Source organism: Kitasatospora sp. NPDC094028 (assembly GCF_049543595.1).
GTDB lineage: Bacteria > Actinomycetota > Actinomycetes > Streptomycetales > Streptomycetaceae > Kitasatospora.
Genome location: NZ_JBMVFA010000039.1, coordinates 43657 through 62244, shown reverse-complemented (window position 1 = coordinate 62244; position 18588 = coordinate 43657). Strand labels below are relative to the sequence as shown.

Sequence of the window (18588 nt, the reverse complement as noted above, 5' to 3'; positions counted from 1 at the left end):
CGCGAGGCGCCGTAGGGCAATAGCTCAATTGGTAGAGCACCGGTCTCCAAAACCGGCGGTTGGGGGTTCGAGTCCCTCTTGCCCTGCTGTGCTTGACCTGCATCTCAGCCCGTTCGCTCCACTGGAGTGAGCGGGCTTGATGCGGAGAGGGCACCGATCAGCATCGTTTGGATCAGCACCGCTTACGCCGGCCGCTCGTGCCCCACCGGGTGCGAGGACGTCCGGCAGGACCCGGATTCAGGTGAGGACGAGTGACGGAGACCACGGGCTCCACCGCAACGCCTGAGAGCGGCAACCCCGAGGGGGCCGACGGCGCTGCCGAGACCACGCCTGTCGACGGCGAGGAGAAGGCGCTCTCGCGCCGCGACCGCAAGCGGGCCAACCGCTCCGGCGAGAAGAAGTCCGGCAAGCGGGCCAAGAAGGGCCTCTTCGCGCGGATGGGCCTCTTCTACCGCCAGATCATCGCGGAGCTCCGCAAGGTCGTCTGGCCGACCAAGGGCGACCTCACCAGCTACACCGCCGTCGTGGTGACCTTCGTCGTCGTCGTGATGGCCTTCGTCGCCGGTCTGGACTACGGCTTCTCCAAGCTGAGCCTCTGGATCTTCGGCTGACCCGAACGCACCGCCTTCGAAAACGCTTCCCGACCCGGGCCGATCATCGGTCCGGGTCGAGCTGTCTGCGGCGGACGTACGCGCGGCTACCGTTGACTCGGTACTGTTGAAGTCTCCGAGACCTCTCCCGGCGCCCGCGCGAGCGGTCGCGCGCCGGTGCGGTTCCGGAGCGCGCCACCTTCACCATCTCCAGGAAAGAAGCAGCCACCGTGTCTGAGTCCCCCCTGTACGACGCCGACGAGACCGTCCGCGAGGCGGATGTCGCCGCCGAGCTGGACGCGGCCGAGCTGGCTGACGACACCGAGTCCGCCGAGCAGATCGTGGACGCCGTGGACGGCGACGAGGACGAGGCCGAGGCGTACGACGAGGCCGAGGCCGGCGAGCCCGCCGAGGAGGCCGCGCTGCACGTGGAGGTCGACGAGGCGGAGGACGGCACCGAGGAGCTCGCCGGCGAGGAGGCTGCCGAGGAGGCCGCCGCCGAGGTCGCCGAGGAGGAGGTCGAGGAGGCCGAGGAGGTCGACCCGGTCGCCAAGTTCCGCGAGGACCTGCGCTTCATGCCCGGCGAGTGGTACGTGATCCACACCTACGCCGGCTACGAGAACCGGGTGAAGCAGAACCTGGAGCAGCGCGCCGTCTCGCTGAACGTCGAGGAGTACATCTTCCAGGCCGAGGTGCCGCAGGAGGAGGTCGTCCAGATCAAGAACGGCGACCGCAAGACCATCCGCCAGAACAAGCTCCCCGGCTACGTCCTGGTGCGCATGGACCTCACCCCGGAGTCCTGGGGCGTCGTGCGCAACACCCCCGGTGTCACCGGCTTCGTCGGCAACGCCTACGACCCGTACCCGCTGACCCTGGACGAGGTCGTCAAGATGCTCGCCCCGGACGTCGAGCGCCAGGCCGCGAAGGAGGCCGGCAAGCCCTCGCCGGTCAAGCCGAGCGAGATCCAGGTGCTGGACTTCGAGGTCGGCGACTCGGTCACCGTCACGGACGGCCCGTTCGCCACCCTGCAGGCGACCATCAACGAGATCAACCCCGACTCGAAGAAGGTCAAGGGCCTGGTCGAGATCTTCGGCCGGGAGACCCCGGTCGAGCTGTCCTTCGACCAGATCCAGAAGAACTAGTCATACGGTCTTCGGATTCGGGGCGGGGCCGACGGCCCCGCCCCGAATCCGTTTTGGTCCAGCGGCGCATACGCGTTAGCCTGGTCCGATGTGTGTGCTGGCGGCCGGGTGTCGCCCCGGTTCCGCACGCACCAGCAATCACCTCTCGGAAGGACCCGGAGAGACATGCCTCCCAAGAAGAAGAAGGTCACGGGGCTTATCAAGCTCCAGATCAACGCCGGCGCGGCCAACCCGGCTCCGCCGGTCGGCCCCGCGCTGGGCCAGCACGGCGTCAACATCATGGAGTTCTGCAAGGCCTACAACGCTGCGACCGAGTCGCAGCGCGGCATGATCGTGCCGGTGGAGATCACGGTCTACGAGGACCGTTCCTTCACCTTCATCACGAAGACGCCGCCGGCCGCGCGCCTCATCCTGAAGGCCGCCGGTATCGACAAGGGCTCCAGCGAGCCGCACAAGACCAAGGTCGCCAAGCTCACCAGCGCCCAGGTCCGCGACATCGCCACGGTCAAGATGCCCGACCTGAACGCCAACGACCTGGACGCGGCGGAGAAGATCATCGCCGGCACCGCCCGGTCGATGGGCATCACCGTCGAGGGCTGACCAGCCCCCGTCCCGTCAGGGACAAACCGGCTCAGCCGTCCCCGTGGTAGGGCCTGCGCAGGCCCGATGACTACCACAACTCCAATCACCATTCAGGAGCAGCAGTGAAGCGCAGCAAGGCTCTGAAGGCCGCGGACGCTCAGGTCGACCGCGAGCGCCTTTACGCCCCCCTCGAGGCCGTCCGCCTCGCCAAGGCGACCAGCACCACCAAGTTCGACGGCACCGTCGAGGTCGCCATGCGTCTGGGCGTCGACCCGCGCAAGGCCGACCAGATGGTCCGCAGCACCGTGATCCTCCCGCACGGCACCGGTAAGACCGCTCGGGTCCTGGTCTTCGCGACCGGCGACCGTGCCGAGGCCGCGCGTGCTGCCGGCGCCGACATCGTCGGCTCCGACGAGCTCATCGACGAGGTCGCCAAGGGCCGTCTGGACTTCGACGCCGTCGTCGCCACCCCGGACCTCATGGGCAAGGTCGGCCGCCTGGGCCGCGTGCTCGGCCCCCGTGGTCTGATGCCGAACCCGAAGACCGGCACCGTGACCCCGGACGTCGCCAAGGCTGTCAACGACATCAAGGGCGGCAAGATCGAGTTCCGCGTCGACAAGCACTCGAACCTGCACTTCATCATCGGTAAGGCCTCCTTCACCGACGAGCAGCTGGTCGAGAACTACGCCGCCGCGCTGGACGAGGTGCTCCGCGCCAAGCCGTCCGCCGCCAAGGGCCGTTACATCAAGAAGACCGCGTTCTCGACCACCATGGGCCCCGGCATCCAGGTGGACCCGAACCGCACCCGCAACCTCCTCGTCGAGGAGGACCCGGCCGCGGTCTGAGCCCCAGTGCTCTGAAGCAGTCCGCACGGCGGGCCCGTACCCCTTCGGGGGTACGGGCCCGCCGTCGTTCCCGGGCGCCGGGCGCGAACGGTTGCGGAACCGGGACCTGCGCGGATGGGAACGGTTGGCCGACTCGTCGTACGCTCTGCCGGTCAGATCATGTGGAGAACCCGTGACCGCCGGAGTGAGTCGTGCCGCCCGCCCTTCGCCCCGCCGCCCCCGCCCGGGCGGCGGCCCTGCTGCTCCTCGGCGCGACGACCGGATGCAGCCTGCTGGCCGCCCCCGTCACCGGCACCCCCGGGCAGCCCGCGCCGGTGCCGCCGAAGCAGGTGGTGCTCACCGCCGCCCAGGCGCTGGACGACTCCGGCACCGCCCGGATCGACGTCGTCCAGGAGGGCCCGGCCGGCCGGCGCACCGCGAGCGGCACCCTCACCTGGGGCGCCCGGGACGAGGCCGCGCTGACCGTCACCGATGAACTCGGCTCCGGACGGCTGACCGTCCGGGACGGCGCGGTCGACCTCGCGTACCAGAACGGCCGGGCCAAGCACGCGGACCGCGCCACGGCCGAGTCGCTCGACCCGGGCGCCGCGGGTGCCGCCGGCGGCTGGTCCGGCGGCTGGACGACCGCGCTGATCACCAACCCGGGCAGCCGCGCGTACGCCGTCGCCCAGGCCGGTACGCTCGGCTCGCTCGGCGGCGAGGAGGTCGCCGGGACGACTGCCGCGCACTACCGGGGCTCCACGCCGGTCGCCGAATACTTCGGCGCCGAGGGGGAGTTGGGGCCGGACCGGCTGGCCGCCGTGGTCGACTGGTACCAGCGGCGCGGAGTGAAGGCGATCGGCTGGGACCTCTGGGTCGGGCCCGGCTCCCGGCTGCTGAGGCTGCGCGAGACCGTCACCGGCGACGCCGGGACCACCGTCACCACGACCGAGGTCTCGGGCGACGCCACCGCGGACCCGGCGGCCGCCGCGACGCCCGCCGCGACGGGGTGACGCGGCGCCGCGTTCCGGTGCCCCGGGTGTGGACGATCGAATAGAGTCCGCACAAGGAGCACCACCGGCTCACCGGGGGAGGGGAGCCGGGCCGGCGCGCACCTGGCGCGCCGGGCATTCTCACTGGGGGGAATCATGGGAATCCGCAGCAGGTCCACCGTCGCCGTCCTGCTCGCCGCCCTGGCGCTGACCGCGACGGCCTGCGACGGGAAGAAGGACGACGCCAAGGCCGCGCCCGCCCCGGCCGCAACGGCCCCGGCGACCGCCACCGACGCGCCGTCCGCCCCGCCGGCCAAGGTGACTCCGGCGATCTTCCTGGAGAAGGTCACGGAGAAGACCGGGGCGGCGAAGTCCGCGAAGATCGACGAGACGATCACGATCGGCGGGGGCACCATCAAGGCCAAGGGCGCGGCCTCCTGGGCCAACGGCATCGAGGCCGACCTCACGATGGACATGTCCGGCTCGCCGCTGGCCAAGAAGCTCGAACCCGTGACCGGCGGCCCGACCGTGCAGTACCTGTACACCAACGTCGGGATGTACATGAAGCTGGGCCCGGACGCGTCCGCCGAGCTCGGCGGACACCGCTGGCTGCGGTACACCAAGGAGGACCTGGCCAAGGCCACCGGCACCCAGGCCAGCCAGTTCACCAGCATCGACCCGGTGCAGGGCGTGCGGGCCCTGATCGCCGGCGGCAAGGTGACCGAGACCGGCCAGGAGACGGTGAACGGCAAGGCCGCCACGCACTACAGCGGTGAGCTCGACGTGGCTGACATGATCAGCGTGACCGGCTCCAGCCTGTCCCAGGAGCAGATCGACAAGGTCAAGGCGAACCTGGCGGCCAACGGGGTCACCCACGAGAAGGTCGACGTCTGGGTCGACGCCGACATGCTCGTGGTCAAGCGGGTCGAGCAGGCCAGCACCAGGGCCGGCGAGCTGAACGTCACCGTCGGCTACTCCGACTACGGCACCCCGGTCATCGCGGCCGAGCCGTACGACTACATCGACATGCGCGAGCTGCAGAAGCTTCCCGAGGGGGCCACCGCCTCCTGACCCCGGGGTGGATGGCAAGGTGGCCCGGGTGAGAGAGGAACGGACGATGGCGGGACGGCAGCGGTGGGCGGGAGTGGCCGTCGTCGCCCTGCTGGCGGTCGGGCTGACCGCGTGCGGCGGGGGCGACGACCAGGCGGCCCCGCCGTCCGGCAGCCCGAGCCCGACCAGCGCCCCGGCCACCGTCGCCACTCCGACCGGGCCGGCCAAGCCCACCGACCGCTCGCCGCACGGCGTCCTGCTCTCCGCCGAGCTGGCCATGCAGACCGCCCGCCGGGCCAAGGTCAGCTACCGGCTGGGCGCGGACGCCGGCGCCGGCCCGCTGTTCTGGGCGCCCAAGACGGCGCTGCAGATCAAGCGCTCGACCGCGGGCGGGCCGGAGGAGCTGATCGTGGTGGACACCGTCGCCTACCAGGGCGGCGACGCGGCCACCGCGGCCCGGCAGGGCGGCCGGCACTGGGAGCGCTTCACCGTCCCGCCGAACCCGGACGGCCGCAAGGAGGTCCCGTACGCCGGGCTGATCGACTCGCTGAACCCGGTGGAGGCGCTGGCCGCCGCCACCGCGGACGGGGTGGTGCCCACCTTCCTCGGCGAGGAGAAGCTGGAGGACTCGACCGTCGAGCACTACCGGGTCACCACCACCGCCGAGAAGTACGCCGCCGCCCAGACCCAGCTGACCCAGCCCCGCCGGGACGGCCTGCGGGCCGCCCTGGCGCCCGGCGGCTCGCACTCGCTGACCCTGGACCTCTGGCTCAACGACAAGGACCAGCTGGTCAAGCTGCAGCGCACCGGCAGCGGGGACGGCGGCCGGGCGGACGACCTGGTGCTCTACTCGGACTTCGCCGGGGCGCTGCTCTCGGCCCAGGCCCCGGCCGAGCCGGACACCGTGGACACCGGCGTCCGGACGGTCTCCCCGCTGGCCCGCTGATCGGGGTTCGACTGCTCCGTCCGAGGGCGATTTGCGTCGTACGGGCGCGTCCGTCTAGTCTGGCGGAAGCCAAAGACCGCTGGTTGTCGCCGCGCCCGTCAGGGAGCAGGCGGCCGAAGGATCTGTGATTCGTCGCAGGCAGCCCGCGCAGGTGTGTCTGGAGCTTTCGATTTCCGGGTGCCGCGTCCGCGTGGAGCCCGTCGAGGTCACTGCGAGCCCCGTGCGCCCTGCGCATCGGGGCTCATTGCTTTTGCAGGAGCTTTCCTTCCGCCCTGGTGGTCCGAGGTGTGAATGGTCGACTTTTGCGGTCGGCCGGACTTCGACATCACGGAAGGAGGCGTAAGCCTATGGCCAGGCCCGACAAGGCTGCTGCCGTCGCCGAGGCCGCGGACAAGTTCCGTGAGTCCTCTGCGGTGCTGCTGACCGAGTACCGCGGTCTCTCGGTGAAGCAGGTCAAGACCCTGCGTCGCTCGCTCGGCGACAACGCCGAGTACGCCGTGGTGAAGAACACGCTGACCAAGATCGCGGCCAACGAGGTCGGGATCACGGAGCTGGACGGACTGTTCAACGGTCCGACTGCTGCCGCCTTCGTCACCGGTGACCCGGTGGAGTCGGCGAAGGCTCTGCGTGACTTCGCCAAGGAGAACCCCGCTCTCATCATCAAGGGCGGTGTCCTTGATGGTAAGGCGCTGTCCGCCGATGAGATCAAGAAGCTCGCGGACCTCGAGTCCCGCGAGGTGCTGCTCGCCAAGCTGGCGGGTGCCCTGAAGGCCAAGCAGTCCCAGGCTGCCGCGCTCTTCCAGGCCCTGCCGTCGAAGCTCGTCCGCACCGTGGACGCGCTGCGCGACAAGGTCGAGCAGGGCGGTGCCGGTACGCCGGCTCCCGCCGCCGAGGACGCCGCCGCCGAGTAATCGGCAGGCTCACGCCTCGCTGCGGGCCCGTACGCCCGCCAACCCGTACATCCGGCACCACCTGCCGATTTAGTGGAAGGACGCCATCATGGCGAAGCTGACCCAGGACGAGCTGCTCGCGCAGTTCGAGGAGCTCACCCTCATCGAGCTCGCCGCCTTCGTGAAGGCCTTCGAGGAGAAGTTCGACGTCACCGCTGCCGCCCCGGCTGCCGCTGTCGTCGTTGCCGGCGGTGCCGCCGGTGGCGCCGAGGCCGTTGAGGAGCAGGACGAGTTCGACGTCATCCTCGAGGCCGCTGGCGACAAGAAGATCCAGGTCATCAAGGAGGTGCGCACCCTGACCTCCCTCGGCCTGAAGGAGGCCAAGGACCTCGTTGACACCGCTGGTGCCAAGGTCCTGGAGAAGGTTGCCAAGGACGTTGCCGAGAAGGCCAAGGCCGCTCTCGAGGGCGCCGGCGCCAAGGTCACCGTCAAGTGACTTCACGCCCCCTCTGAGGGGGCCTGAGGCCGGGCCGATCACCCTTGCGGGTGGTCGGCCCGGCCTTTTCGCGTTCCCCGGGCCGGGCGGGGCCCCGGGAACGCCCCGCCGCCCGACAGGTCCGGACCACCGGTGTGGCCGATCGCTCACTCGGCACTGTCGGTCGCGAGGAGTAAGGTGATCACGGTCATCGACGGTGGCCCCCACCACGGCTTCTGTAACGCCGGCGGGGTCACGGGCGATGGAGAGGGCGAGGTCCGCCCCGCCGGCGGGCCCTTGACGAACCCGACGCGGCGCGCGATTCTCAAGGCGCGAGTCCACCGGGTTGGTCCTCTGCTGGATGCATAACCAGTGGCTCCGGCGGGAAATGACTCGACGTGAGTTAGTGCAGTACCCGGTGGGCGTCCGCGTCCGCCGGCTACCGGGAGGAGTCTCCGATTCGGTTTCCGAATCAGAGCTGGACAGCAGTGTGGCCTTTGGCTACACTGTCCCTTTGCGCTGCCTGTTAGCTTCTCCGTGACTCGTCGCCCGGAGTTTGCGTTGCCCTGAAGGGGTCTGGCATCGCCTCCGCAAAGCGGCTCTGACCTGGGGTTTCGACTCCGGCAGAGGCCAGTGGCGAGGGAGGCGGGACCAAGGCTCAAGCAGGCCCGGCTGGTACGCGCGTAGTGAGCTCCGAGCCCTCGGAAGGACCCCCCTCTTGGCCGCGCCGCGCAACGCCTCGAACAATTCCGCCGCATCCACCGCCCCGCTCCGCGTCTCGTTCGCGAAGATCAAGGAGCCCCTCGAGGTCCCGAACCTCCTGGCCCTGCAGACCGAGAGCTTTGACTGGCTGCTCGGCAACGCGGCCTGGAAGGCCCGGGTCGAGGAGGCGCTGGAGTCCGGTCAGGACGTCCCCACCAAGTCCGGTCTGGAGGAGATCTTCGAGGAGATCTCCCCGATCGAGGACTTCAGCGGGTCGATGTCGCTGACCTTCCGCGACCACCGTTTCGAGCCGCCGAAGAACTCCATTGACGAGTGCAAGGACCGCGACTTCACGTACGCGGCCCCGCTCTTCGTCACGGCCGAGTTCACCAACAACGAGACCGGTGAGATCAAGTCTCAGACGGTCTTCATGGGCGACTTCCCGCTCATGACCCACAAGGGCACGTTCGTGATCAACGGCACCGAGCGTGTCGTCGTGTCGCAGCTCGTCCGCTCCCCGGGTGTGTACTTCGACTCCACCCTGGACAAGGTGTCCGACAAGGACATCTACTCCTGCAAGGTCATCCCCTCGCGTGGTGCCTGGCTGGAGATGGAGATCGACAAGCGCGACATGGTCGGCGTCCGCATCGACCGCAAGCGCAAGCAGTCCGTCACCGTGCTGCTGAAGGCTCTCGGCTGGACCAACGAGATGATTCTCGAGGAGTTCGGCGAGTACGAGTCGATGCGCAACACCCTGGAGAAGGACCACACCCAGGGCCAGGACGACGCGCTGCTCGACATCTACCGCAAGCTGCGCCCGGGCGAGCCGCCCACGCGCGAGGCCGCGCAGACGCTTCTGGAGAACCTGTACTTCAACCCGAAGCGCTACGACCTCGCGAAGGTCGGCCGGTACAAGCTCAACCGCAAGCTGGGCAACGCCGAGTCGCTGGACTCCGGCGTGCTCACCGAGCCCGACATCATCGGTGCGATCAAGTACCTGGTGAAGCTGCACGCCGGTGAGACCGAGTGGCGTGACGAGACCGGCCGCGACATCGTGGTCGAGGTCGACGACATCGACCACTTCGGCAACCGCCGCCTGCGCAACGTCGGCGAGCTCATCCAGAACCAGGTCCGTACGGGTCTCGCCCGTATGGAGCGCGTCGTGCGCGAGCGCATGACCACCCAGGACGTCGAGGCGATCACGCCGCAGACCCTGATCAACATCCGGCCGGTCGTCGCCTCCATCAAGGAGTTCTTCGGCACCAGCCAGCTGTCGCAGTTCATGGACCAGACGAACCCGCTGTCGGGCCTGACCCACAAGCGTCGTCTGTCCGCCCTCGGCCCCGGCGGTCTCTCCCGTGAGCGCGCCGGCTTCGAGGTCCGTGACGTGCACCCCTCGCACTACGGCCGCATGTGTCCGATCGAGACCCCGGAAGGCCCGAACATCGGTCTGATCGGGTCGCTGGCCTCGTACGGCCGGGTCAACGCCTTCGGCTTCATCGAGACCCCGTACCGCAAGGTCATCGAGGGTGTCGTCACGGAGCAGGTCGACTACCTCACGGCCGACGAGGAGGACCGCTACGTCATCGCGCAGGCCAACGCCCCGCTGACGGCGGAGCTGACCTTCGCCGAGCCGCGCGTCCTGGTCCGCCGCCGTGGCGGCGAGATCGACTACATCCCCGGTACCGAGATCGACTACATGGACGTCTCGCCGCGCCAGATGGTGTCGGTCGCGACCGCCATGATCCCCTTCCTCGAGCACGACGACGCCAACCGCGCGCTCATGGGCTCGAACATGATGCGCCAGGCGGTGCCGCTGCTGAAGAGCGAGGCCCCGCTGGTCGGTACCGGCATGGAGTACCGCTGCGCCGTCGACGCCGCGGACGTCATCACCGCCGAGAAGTCCGGTGTCGTCCAGGAGGTCTCGGCCGACTACGTCACCGTGGCCAACGACGACGGCACGTACACCACGTACCGCGCCGCCAAGTTCACCCGCTCCAACCAGGGCACCGCCTTCAACCAGAAGGTGCTCGTGGACGAGGGCGCCCGGGTCGAGGTCAACCAGGTGCTGGCCGACGGCCCCTGCACCGACGAGGGCGAGATGGCCCTCGGCAAGAACCTGCTCGTGGCGTTCATGTCGTGGGAGGGTCACAACTACGAGGACGCGATCATCCTGTCGCAGCGCCTCGTGCAGGACGACGTCCTCTCCTCGATCCACATCGAGGAGCACGAGGTCGACGCCCGTGACACCAAGCTCGGCCCCGAGGAGATCACCCGGGACATCCCGAACGTCTCCGAGGAGGTCCTGGCCGACCTCGACGAGCGCGGCATCATCCGGATCGGCGCCGACGTCGTCACCGGCGACATCCTCGTCGGCAAGGTCACCCCGAAGGGTGAGACCGAGCTGACCCCCGAGGAGCGCCTGCTCCGCGCGATCTTCGGCGAGAAGGCCCGTGAGGTCCGCGACACCTCGCTGAAGGTCCCGCACGGTGAGTCCGGCAAGGTCATCGGCGTGCGCGTGTTCGACCGCGAGGAGGGCGACGAGCTTCCCCCGGGTGTCAACCAGCTGGTCCGCGTCTACGTGGCCCAGAAGCGCAAGATCACCAACGGTGACAAGCTCGCCGGCCGCCACGGCAACAAGGGTGTCATCTCCAAGATCCTGCCGGTCGAGGACATGCCCTTCCTGGAGGACGGCACCCCGGTCGACATCATCCTCAACCCGCTGGGTGTCCCGTCCCGAATGAACCCGGGACAGGTCCTGGAGATCCACCTCGGGTGGCTCGCCAAGCAGGGTTGGGACGTCTCCGGCCTCGCCGACGAGTGGGCCCAGCGCCTGCAGGCGATCGGCGCCGACCAGGTCGAGGGTGGCACCAACCTCGCCACCCCGGTCTTCGACGGCGCCCGCGAGGACGAGATCACCGGCCTGCTGGACAACACCACCCTCACCCGTGACGGTGAGCGCCTGGTGAACTCCACCGGCAAGGCCCGGCTGTTCGACGGCCGCTCCGGCGAGCCGTTCCCGATGCCGGTCTCGGTCGGCTACATGTACATCCTCAAGCTGCACCACCTGGTCGACGACAAGCTGCACGCCCGTTCGACCGGTCCGTACTCGATGATCACCCAGCAGCCGCTCGGTGGTAAGGCGCAGTTCGGTGGTCAGCGCTTCGGTGAGATGGAGGTGTGGGCCCTGGAGGCGTACGGCGCTGCGTACGCGCTGCAGGAGCTGCTCACCATCAAGTCCGACGACGTCCTGGGCCGCGTGAAGGTCTACGAGGCGATCGTCAAGGGCGAGAACATCCCCGAGCCCGGCATTCCCGAGTCCTTCAAGGTTCTCATCAAGGAAATGCAGTCGCTCTGCCTCAACGTGGAGGTGCTGTCCTCGGACGGCCAGTCCATCGAGATGCGGGACTCCGACGAGGACGTCTTCCGCGCCGCCGAGGAGCTCGGCATCGACCTGTCCCGGCGCGAGCCGAGCAGCGTCGAAGAGGTCTGACGGAGGCCGGGCCGGCTGCCCCCGCGGCAGCCGGCCCGTCCCCCAGGCCCCCCTCAGACCACAGACAAACTCTCGAATCACGAAAGAGGGCTTGACGACCAGTGCTTGACGTCAACTTCTTCGACGAGCTCCGCATCGGCCTGGCCACCGCCGACGACATCCGCCAGTGGTCCCACGGCGAGGTCAAGAAGCCGGAGACCATCAACTACCGCACCCTGAAGCCCGAAAAGGACGGACTCTTCTGCGAGAAGATCTTCGGCCCCACTCGGGACTGGGAGTGCTACTGCGGTAAGTACAAGCGCGTCCGCTTCAAGGGCATCATCTGCGAGCGCTGCGGCGTCGAGGTGACCCGCGCCAAGGTGCGCCGCGAGCGGATGGGCCACATCGAGCTGGCCGCCCCGGTCACGCACATCTGGTACTTCAAGGGCGTGCCGTCCCGCCTGGGCTACCTGCTCGACCTGGCGCCGAAGGACCTCGAGAAGGTCATCTACTTCGCCGCCTACATGATCACCTGGGTCGACGACGAGCGCCGCCAGCGCGACCTGCCGTCCCTGGAGGCGCACGTCTCGGTCGAGCGCCAGCAGATCGAGAACCGCCGCGACTCCGACCTCGAGGCCCGCGCCAAGAAGGCCGAGACCGACCTGGCCGAGCTGGAGGCCGAGGGCGCCAAGGCCGACGTGCGCCGCAAGGTGCGCGAGGGTGCCGAGCGCGAGATGAAGCAGCTGCGCGACCGCGCGCAGCGCGAGCTGGACCGCCTCGACGAGGTGTGGGCCCGCTTCAAGAACCTCAAGGTCCAGGACCTCGAGGGCGACGAGCTGCTCTACCGCGAGCTGCGCGACCGCTTCGGCACCTACTTCTCCGGCTCGATGGGCGCCGCGGCCCTCAAGGACCGCCTGGAGACCTTCGACCTGGCGGCCGAGGCCGAGCGCCTGCGCGAGATCATCCGCACCGGCAAGGGCCAGAAGAAGACCCGTGCGCTCAAGCGCCTCAAGGTCGTCTCCGCCTTCCTGCAGACCAGCAACAAGCCCAACGGCATGGTGCTGGACTGCGTCCCGGTCATCCCGCCGGACCTGCGTCCGATGGTGCAGCTGGACGGTGGCCGCTTCGCGACCTCCGACCTGAACGACCTGTACCGCCGCGTCATCAACCGCAACAACCGCCTGAAGCGCCTGCTCGACCTCGGTGCCCCCGAGATCATCGTGAACAACGAGAAGCGCATGCTCCAGGAGGCCGTCGACGCGCTGTTCGACAACGGCCGCCGCGGCCGTCCGGTCACCGGTCCGGGCAACCGCCCGCTGAAGTCCCTCAGCGACATGCTGAAGGGCAAGCAGGGTCGTTTCCGCCAGAACCTGCTCGGCAAGCGAGTCGACTACTCGGCCCGTTCGGTCATCGTCGTCGGCCCGCAGCTCAAGCTGCACCAGTGCGGTCTGCCGAAGGCCATGGCGCTGGAGCTCTTCAAGCCGTTCGTGATGAAGCGCCTGGTCGACCTGAACCACGCGCAGAACATCAAGTCGGCCAAGCGCATGGTCGAGCGCGCCCGCCCGGTCGTGTGGGACGTGCTCGAAGAGGTCATCGCCGAGCACCCGGTCCTGCTGAACCGTGCGCCCACCCTGCACCGCCTCGGCATCCAGGCCTTCGAGCCGCAGCTGGTCGAGGGCAAGGCCATCCAGATCCACCCGCTCGTCTGCACCGCGTTCAACGCGGACTTCGACGGTGACCAGATGGCCGTCCACCTGCCGCTCTCCGCGGAGGCGCAGGCCGAGGCCCGCATCCTGATGCTGTCCTCGAACAACATCCTGAAGCCGGCCGACGGTCGCCCCGTCACCATGCCGACCCAGGACATGGTGCTCGGTCTGTTCTTCCTGACCTCGGACCGCGACAACGTGAAGGGCGCCGGCCGCACCTTCTCGTCGACCGCCGAGGCGATCATGGCCTTCGACGCCCGCGAGCTGGACGTCCAGGCCCCGATCGAGCTGCGCCTCGGCGCCGGCACCGTCCCGCCGCGCGGCTGGACCGCCCCGGTGGACGAGGACGGCCAGGCGACCTGGTTCGACGGTGAGCCCTTCCGCCTGAGCACCACCCTGGGCCGCGCGCTCTTCAACGAGCTGCTGCCCGAGGACTACCCGTTCGTCGACTACGAGGTGGGCAAGAAGCAGCTCTCCGCGATCGTCAACGACCTGGCGGAGCGCTACCCCAAGGTCGTCGTCGCGGCGACCCTGGACAACCTGAAGGCGGCCGGCTTCCACTGGTCGACCCGTTCCGGTGTCACCGTCTCGATCTCGGACGTCATCGTCCCGCCGAGCAAGCCCCAGATCCTGGAGGGCTTCGAGGCGAAGGCGGAGAAGGTCCAGAAGCAGTACGAGCGCGGTCTGATCACCAACGACGAGCGCAAGCAGGAGCTCGTCGGCATCTGGACCCAGGCGACCAACGAGGTCGCCGAGGCCATGGCCGCGAACTTCCCGAAGACGAACCCCATCTTCATGATGGTCGACTCGGGTGCTCGTGGAAACATGATGCAGATGCGCCAGATCGCCGGTATGCGTGGTCTGGTGTCGAACGCCAAGAACGAGACCATCCCGCGACCCATCAAGGCGTCGTTCCGTGAGGGTCTCACCGTGCTGGAGTACTTCATCTCCACCCACGGTGCCCGTAAGGGTCTGGCCGACACCGCCCTCCGTACCGCCGACTCCGGCTACCTCACCCGTCGTCTGGTCGACGTCTCCCAGGACGTCATCATTCGCGAGGAGGACTGCGGCACCGAGCGCGGCCTGAAGCTGTCGATCGGCAACGTGGGCGCCGACGGCGTGCTGCGCAAGGCCGACGACGTCGAGACCAGCGTGTACGCCCGCATGCTCGCCGAGGACATCACCGTCGACGGCAAGCTGCTGGCCACCGCCAACACGGACCTCGGCGACGTCCTGATGGACGAGCTGATCCGCCACGGCGTGTCCGAGGTCAAGGTCCGCTCGATCCTGACCTGTGAGTCCGCGGTCGGCACCTGCGCCATGTGCTACGGCCGTTCGCTGGCCACCGGCAAGCTGGTCGACATCGGTGAGGCGGTCGGCATCATCGCCGCCCAGTCCATCGGTGAGCCCGGTACCCAGCTGACCATGCGTACCTTCCACACCGGTGGTGTGGCCGGTGACGACATCACCCAGGGTCTGCCGCGTGTCGTCGAGCTCTTCGAGGCCCGTACGCCCAAGGGTGTGGCCCCGATCTCCGAGGCCACCGGCCGCGCGCGGATCGAGGACACCGAGAAGACCCGCAAGATCGTCATCACGCCGGACGACGGCAGCGACGAGATCGCCTACCCGGTCTCGAAGCGCGTGAAGCTGCTCGTCAGCGAGGGCGAGGCGGTCGAGGTCGGCCAGAAGCTGACCATGGGTGCCACCAACCCGCACGACGTCCTGCGGATCATGGGCCAGCGTGCCGTCCAGATCCACCTGGTCGCCGAAGTCCAGAAGGTCTACAACTCGCAGGGCGTGTCGATCCACGACAAGCACATCGAGATCATCATCCGGCAGATGCTCCGCCGCGTGACGATCATCGAGTCGGGCGACGCCGAGCTGCTCCCGGGCGAGCTCGTCGAGCGCGGCCGCTTCGAGCAGGAGAACCGTCGCGTGGTCTCCGAGGGCGGTCACCCCGCCTCCGGCCGTCCGCAGCTGATGGGTATCACCAAGGCCTCGCTGGCCACCGAGTCCTGGCTGTCGGCCGCCTCCTTCCAGGAGACGACCCGGGTCCTCACCGACGCGGCGATCCACGCCAAGTCGGACCCGCTGCTGGGCCTCAAGGAGAACGTCATCCTCGGTAAGCTCATCCCGGCCGGTACGGGTCTGCCCCGCTACCGCAACATCCGGGTCGAGCCGACCGAGGAGGCCAAGGCCGCCATGTACTCGGCCGTCGGCTACGACGACTACGACCTGTCGCCCTTCGGCGCCGGCTCCGGCCAGGCGGTCCCGCTGGACGACTACGACTACGGCCCGTACACCGGCTGAGTCGAGCAGTACTGATCGCAGGGCGGTCACCCCTCACGGGGTGGCCGCCCTGCGGCGTTTCCCGGCCCGGCTCCGTCGTGCGGGGGAGGGCCCGGCGGCGTGTGGGCCGTCCGGCTCCGTCGTGCGGGGGAGGGGGAGAGAACGCCCGGAGGAGGGAGGCGGCGGAGGGGGCCGGTGCGGGAGGCTTCTCGGTGTCGGGATGACGGGCTGGCGAAGGGGGCCGGGGATGAAGCGGGTGCTGGGTGTGGTGGCGATCACCGCCGGGATCGTGCTGGGGATGCAGGCGTGCCTGCCGTTCGGGGACGACCAGGAGCACCGCACGGTGAGCTACGGGGTGGCCGAGCCGGTGCGGGAGCTGGTGGTCGAGGCCGGGAACGGCGGGGTGGTGGTCGCGGGGGACGGTGACACGGTCAAGGTGACCGAGGAGCAGAAGTGGAAGGGGACGGCGCCGAAGAGCACCCACGAGGTGAAGGACGGCGTGCTGACGCTGCGCTACGACTGCGACTCCTGCGGGCTCGGCTACACCGTGCACGTGCCGGCCGCGACCAAGGTGCGGGTGAAGTCGGACAACGGCGGGGCACGGCTGACCGGGCTGTCCGGCGACGTCGAGGCCACGGTGGAGAACGGCGGGGTCGAGGCGAGCGGGCTGTCCTCCCCGCAGGCCCGGCTGAAGGCCGTCAACGGCGGGGTGCGGGCCTCCTTCTCGGCGGCGCCGACGGCGGTGGAGGCCACGGTCGACAACGGCGGGGTGGAGCTGAAGGTGCCGGCCGGGGAGGCGTACGCGGTGGAGGCGCGGGCGAGGACCGGCGGGTCGGACGTGCGGATCCCCTCGCAGCCGGGCGCGGCGCACCGGATCACCGCGCGGGCGGAGACCGGCGGCGTGACGGTCAGCGGTGTCTGACCGGGCCGTCCCGGAGGTTCTGCCGGTGGGGCATGATCTTCTCCGCGGGGGCGGCGTCCCCGGCTACGGGGGAGGTGCGGCGGTGGAGCGCGTGGCGCGCTGGCGGACGTGGACGGGCGGGCTCAGCCCGTACGTCCTGGACACCTTCCTGGCGGTCTGCTCGGCGGCGGTGTCGCTCTGGGCGGTCTACAACGACGACACGGACTGGCCGTGGTGGGTCTACCCGCTGTCGGCGTCCACCGCGCTGTACCTGCCGTGGCGGCGGGTCGCCCCGCTGCCGGTGCTGCTGGCCCTGAGCGTGCCGGCCTCGCTGCTGCTGACGGTGGTCGCGCACTCGGCCGACCCGCAGGTGCCGCTGTACGCCGTGATCGGGATGTACACGGTGGCGGAGCGCTTCTCCGACCGGGAGCGCTGGGCGGTGCTGGCGGTGGTGGTGGCGGCCAACGTGGTCGGCACCCACTCGCCGAACGGTGCGCTGTTCAGCGTGCTCACCTCGGTCGGCGGCTTCGTCTTCGGCTCGCTGGTGCGGGCCCAGCGGCGGCTGGCCCGGGTGCAGGCGGAGCGGGCCCGGGAGGCCGGGGAGCGGGCGGCGAGCGAGTCGGCCAGGGCGGTGGCGGAGGAGCGGGCCCGGATCGCGCGGGAGATGCACGACATCCTGGCGCACGCCGTGTCGTTGATGGTGATCCAGGCCGAGGCCGGGCCGCTGGTGGTGCGCGGCGATCCGGACCGGGCGGTCCGGGTCTTCGACACCATCGCCGATTCCGGCCGCGACGCGATGGTTCAACTCCGGCGTGTCCTGGGAGTCTTGAAGGAGGAGGGGGTCGGTCCCGAGCTCGCGCCGCAGCCGCGGCTGGCCGAACTCGCCGAGGTGGCCGAGCGGGTGCGTGCTGCGGGACTGGCGATGGATCTCGAACTGCCGGACGGGACGGAGGCGTTGCCCGCCGATGTCCAGGCCACGGCGTACCGGATCGTGCAGGAGGCGCTGACCAACACGGTCAAGCACGCCGGCGCCTCGCGGGCCTCGGTGCGGGTGGCCCGCAGCGGCGACGTGCTGGAGGTGGTGGTCGCCGACAACGGGTGCGGCGTGCCGGCGGCGGCCGGCCGCACGGTGGCGGGCTGGTCCGGCGGCCGCGGGCTGGTCGGCATCCGGGAGCGGGCGGCGGCATGCGGCGGGCGGGCCGAGGCCGGGCCCGGGCCGGAGGGCAGGGGTTTCCTGGTGAGTGCCCGGCTGCCGCTGGGGGCGGCGGGCGTGATGGAGGGGGTGGGCGGATGACGCCGATACGGGTGGTCGTCGCGGACGACCAGGAGCTGGTGCGGGCCGGGTTCGGGATGATCCTGGACGCGCAGCCGGACATCGAGGTGGTGGCCGAGGCCCGCGACGGCGCCGAGGCCGTCGAGGCGGTGCGCGAGCACGGCCCGGACGTGCTGCTGCTGGACGTCCGGATGCCGGTGATGGACGGGCTGGAGGCGGCCCGCCGGGTGTGCGCCGAGTTCCCGGCCACCAAGGTGATCATGCTGACCACCTTCGACGTCGACGACTACGTCTTCGACGCGCTGTACGCGGGCGCCAGCGGCTTCCTGCTCAAGGACGTCCGGCGGGACGACCTGGCGCACGGGGTGCGGATGGTGGCCTCCGGCGAGGCGCTGCTCGCGCCCTCGGTGACCAGGCGGCTGATCGGCGAGTTCGCCGCCCGCCGCCCGGGCGCGCCGGACCGGGCGGTGCGGCCGCCGTCGCGGCTGCTGGAGCAGCTGACGCTGCGCGAGCACGAGACGCTGCGGCTGATCGCCCGGGGGCTGTCCAACGCGGAGATCGCGGCCGAACTCGTGGTCAGCGAGCACACGGTGAAGACGCACGTCAGCAACGTGCTGAGCAAGCTCGGGCTGCGCGACCGGGTGCACGCGGTGGTGTTCGCGTACGAGGCCGGCGCGGTGGTGGCGGGGGAGGGCTGAGCGGGCGCGCCGGCCCGGCCGTCCGGGCCGGCGATTTTCGGTGGCCGAGCGGGGCC

At 69.9% G+C, this 18588-nt stretch carries 14 protein-coding genes and 1 tRNA gene; all 15 read left to right on the top strand.

Features of this window, described 5'->3' with window-relative positions; genetic code table 11:
- Positions 1–13: 13 nt before the first annotated feature.
- The 15 genes from ACPC54_RS36180 to ACPC54_RS36110 all read left to right on the top strand — a co-directional run bounded on the left by ACPC54_RS36180 (position 14) and on the right by ACPC54_RS36110 (position 18532).
- Positions 14–86, top strand: a tRNA-Trp gene (locus ACPC54_RS36180).
- Between the two features lie 165 nt (positions 87–251).
- Positions 252–611 carry a preprotein translocase subunit SecE gene (secE, locus tag ACPC54_RS36175; RefSeq protein ID WP_045693073.1) on the top strand — a complete coding sequence of 120 codons (360 nt, stop codon included), beginning with the start codon at positions 252–254 and terminating at the stop codon, positions 609–611.
- Positions 612–820: 209 nt separating this feature from the next.
- Positions 821–1732, top strand: a complete 912-nt coding sequence (gene nusG / locus ACPC54_RS36170; protein WP_498970917.1) for a transcription termination/antitermination protein NusG — start codon at positions 821–823, stop codon at positions 1730–1732.
- A gap of 165 nt (positions 1733–1897) precedes the next feature.
- On the top strand, positions 1898–2332 hold the full coding sequence (rplK, locus tag ACPC54_RS36165; protein ID WP_498970915.1) for a 50S ribosomal protein L11: 435 nt from the start codon (positions 1898–1900) through the stop codon (positions 2330–2332).
- 104 nt (positions 2333–2436) lie between these two features.
- Entirely contained in the window at positions 2437–3159 is a 723-nt protein-coding gene (gene rplA / locus ACPC54_RS36160) for a 50S ribosomal protein L1 (RefSeq protein WP_045693072.1), read from the top strand.
- 191 nt (positions 3160–3350) lie between these two features.
- Positions 3351–4151 carry a hypothetical protein gene (locus ACPC54_RS36155; RefSeq protein ID WP_498970913.1) on the top strand — a complete coding sequence of 267 codons (801 nt, stop codon included), beginning with the start codon at positions 3351–3353 and terminating at the stop codon, positions 4149–4151.
- Between the two features lie 135 nt (positions 4152–4286).
- Positions 4287–5201: an SCO4651 family lipoprotein gene (locus ACPC54_RS36150; protein ID WP_498970911.1), complete on the top strand. Its 915-nt coding sequence runs from the start codon at positions 4287–4289 to the stop codon at positions 5199–5201.
- A gap of 46 nt (positions 5202–5247) precedes the next feature.
- Positions 5248–6126, top strand: a complete 879-nt coding sequence (locus tag ACPC54_RS36145; protein ID WP_498970909.1) for an SCO4651 family lipoprotein — start codon at positions 5248–5250, stop codon at positions 6124–6126.
- Positions 6127–6473: 347 nt separating this feature from the next.
- A complete protein-coding gene (gene rplJ / locus ACPC54_RS36140; protein WP_498970907.1) occupies positions 6474–7037 on the top strand; it encodes a 50S ribosomal protein L10 in 564 nt (187 codons plus the stop codon).
- Between the two features lie 88 nt (positions 7038–7125).
- Positions 7126–7512, top strand: a complete 387-nt coding sequence (gene rplL / locus ACPC54_RS36135) for a 50S ribosomal protein L7/L12 (protein WP_498970905.1) — start codon at positions 7126–7128, stop codon at positions 7510–7512.
- 697 nt (positions 7513–8209) lie between these two features.
- Entirely contained in the window at positions 8210–11686 is a 3477-nt protein-coding gene (gene rpoB, locus ACPC54_RS36130) for a DNA-directed RNA polymerase subunit beta (protein ID WP_498970903.1), read from the top strand.
- Between the two features lie 101 nt (positions 11687–11787).
- Positions 11788–15681: a DNA-directed RNA polymerase subunit beta' gene (locus ACPC54_RS36125; RefSeq protein ID WP_498970901.1), complete on the top strand. Its 3894-nt coding sequence runs from the start codon at positions 11788–11790 to the stop codon at positions 15679–15681.
- Between the two features lie 226 nt (positions 15682–15907).
- Positions 15908–16582, top strand: coding sequence for a DUF4097 family beta strand repeat-containing protein (locus ACPC54_RS36120; RefSeq protein WP_498970899.1), 675 nt, complete (start codon positions 15908–15910; stop codon positions 16580–16582).
- 82 nt (positions 16583–16664) lie between these two features.
- Positions 16665–17855, top strand: coding sequence for a sensor histidine kinase (locus ACPC54_RS36115; protein ID WP_498970897.1), 1191 nt, complete (start codon positions 16665–16667; stop codon positions 17853–17855).
- Positions 17852–18532: a response regulator gene (locus tag ACPC54_RS36110; protein ID WP_498970895.1), complete on the top strand. Its 681-nt coding sequence runs from the start codon at positions 17852–17854 to the stop codon at positions 18530–18532. Before ACPC54_RS36115 ends, ACPC54_RS36110 begins: the two co-directional genes overlap by 4 nt.
- Positions 18533–18588: the final 56 nt, after the last annotated feature.

Excerpts from the sequence above, each read along its gene's own strand:
- ACPC54_RS36150 (WP_498970911.1), top strand. The coding sequence starts at position 4,287 with ATGGGAATCCGCAGCAGGTCCACCGTCGCCGTCCTGCTCGCCGCCCTG.
- ACPC54_RS36120 (WP_498970899.1), top strand. The coding sequence starts at position 15,908 with ATGAAGCGGGTGCTGGGTGTGGTGGCGATCACCGCCGGGATCGTGCTG.
- ACPC54_RS36110 (WP_498970895.1), top strand. The coding sequence starts at position 17,852 with ATGACGCCGATACGGGTGGTCGTCGCGGACGACCAGGAGCTGGTGCGG.
- rplJ (WP_498970907.1), top strand. The coding sequence starts at position 6,474 with ATGGCCAGGCCCGACAAGGCTGCTGCCGTCGCCGAGGCCGCGGACAAG.
- rplL (WP_498970905.1), top strand. The coding sequence starts at position 7,126 with ATGGCGAAGCTGACCCAGGACGAGCTGCTCGCGCAGTTCGAGGAGCTC.
- ACPC54_RS36145 (WP_498970909.1), top strand. The coding sequence starts at position 5,248 with ATGGCGGGACGGCAGCGGTGGGCGGGAGTGGCCGTCGTCGCCCTGCTG.
- rplK (WP_498970915.1), top strand. The coding sequence starts at position 1,898 with ATGCCTCCCAAGAAGAAGAAGGTCACGGGGCTTATCAAGCTCCAGATC.